Genomic DNA, 1,546 nt, shown 5'->3' with positions numbered 1-1,546 from the left:
GGCTGGCCGGATGCCGACGCCTGCACCGCCGCTACGAGCGAAAGGCCGAACACTTCCTGGCCTTCGTCGGCATAGCCGCAGCCCTCATCAGCTACCGCCGACTCACCAACTGAAACAACGTCTAAGGATTCTTGGGCCAGGCGGGCCAGCGCCCCCGTGAGGGGTGTGACCCAGAAATGTTGACCTTGAAACTCGTCAGGTCTGTCGACATCCAGCCCGATGGCTACGCCCCGAAGCTCGACGTGCGGTCCGCTCCGCTTCGTGAGCAGGACCCGATCACCGCTGGCTCCGGCCAAGCGGCCTGAGCAGACCACGCCCAGTCGTGTCGATGGGGTGCGCCTGGTCGGCTCGGCGAGCCGATCACAGTATGGCCTGGAGCACCAACCGGTCGGCCGTGTGCGGAAGCCGGGATTGTTCATAGTTGCTGCGGAACGGGCCATACGTATGTGATCATCAGGGAGTTCGCTGGCTGCGGGTTTCTGGTACCCGTATGACGTGAAGGAGGACGCGTGGCCTTCGACATCACAAAGCGCCACACGTGGGATTGGGTCATCACGGCTCCGGAAGAGGTCCCGGAGAGCTGGGCAGATAAGGGATATGCCATCAATCCCGCCGACAGCGGTTCGTTTTTGCGCTTCGAGGACGGCCAGCCTTTCGTGATGCCTTGCCCTCCGGGCATGGTGTTCAACCCGATCTCCAAGGCTGGGCCGGTCGCCGACTGGCCGTCTGACAGCGTTGAGGCGGACATCTACGCGTGGGCCGTCGCCAAAGGGTTCGTTCGAGACCAGCGCTGAGCACCGCTGTCACTCCTTCGGCTGCCGCTGAGAAGCGGAACGCTACCGCGGCCGTCGAGTTCCGCACGTGAGTTCCCGGCGGCTTCTCCCGCCACACGCCTTCAGCGCTGACACGGCTGGAAGGCGCCGCAGCCCGGTCACGCTCCCAAGCCGTGGCCCACTCTGGGTGCGGCAAGTCACCCTTCCTCGATTCCTCGCCTGATCGCGCAGATAAGGACGACACCTTGCAGAACAGTAAGTGGGACCTCGCATCCTCTCCGGACGACCCCGCATGGGACACGTTCCTAACGGCGATGGGGGTGAGCGAGACACACCGGAAGAAACTGGCAAAGATCAGACCATCCGAAGAACTCCGGATCAGTGGCAACGTCTGGACGCTCACCACCCGATCGGAACTGGGGGACCACGAGATCACCTTCACCCTGGGAGAGCCGGTGCCCGCCACCATTTTGTACGGCGGGCCAGACGGCACCACGGTGTTCACCAAGGACGGTGGGAATAAGCTGGTTCAGACATTCCGGTTCGAAGGCAAGACCGCCACAATCATCCGCGAGTACTCCAACGGCAGGATGAAGGTTAGCTGTGCGACCAACGGCGTCTCTGCTGAACGGTGGTACACAGGCGGCTAACGAGCTCGTGCACGGTAGGCGGTGAGGCGTCGAGGATGGCGGCGGGGCTCGGTGTTCACATCTGCCGCGCCGACGTCAGGTCCGCAGTCTGCTGGTGGGACAGCAGGGCGGCGACGGCCTGGA

Annotated in this window: 2 protein-coding genes and 1 pseudogene; all 3 read left to right on the top strand. The window is 63.7% G+C overall.

Annotated features, from left to right (window positions below):
- A pseudogene (locus MTQ10_RS30300) lies at positions 1–113 on the top strand (IS5/IS1182 family transposase); the annotation flags it as partial.
- A gap of 396 nt (positions 114–509) precedes the next feature.
- The gene (locus tag MTQ10_RS30295) at positions 510–794 is read left to right on the top strand and encodes a chitin binding peritrophin-A domain-containing protein (RefSeq protein WP_247473849.1); all 285 of its coding nucleotides are present in this window, start codon (positions 510–512) and stop codon (positions 792–794) included.
- Positions 795–1,018: 224 nt separating this feature from the next.
- Positions 1,019–1,423, top strand: a complete 405-nt coding sequence (locus tag MTQ10_RS30290) for a lipocalin/fatty-acid binding family protein (protein WP_247473846.1) — start codon at positions 1,019–1,021, stop codon at positions 1,421–1,423.
- The last annotated feature ends 123 nt before the right edge of the window (positions 1,424–1,546 follow it).

The organism is Streptomyces sp. XM83C, assembly GCF_023072675.1.
Lineage (GTDB): Bacteria > Actinomycetota > Actinomycetes > Streptomycetales > Streptomycetaceae > Streptomyces > Streptomyces thermocoprophilus.
This window is presented reverse-complemented; position numbering and strand designations above follow the sequence as displayed.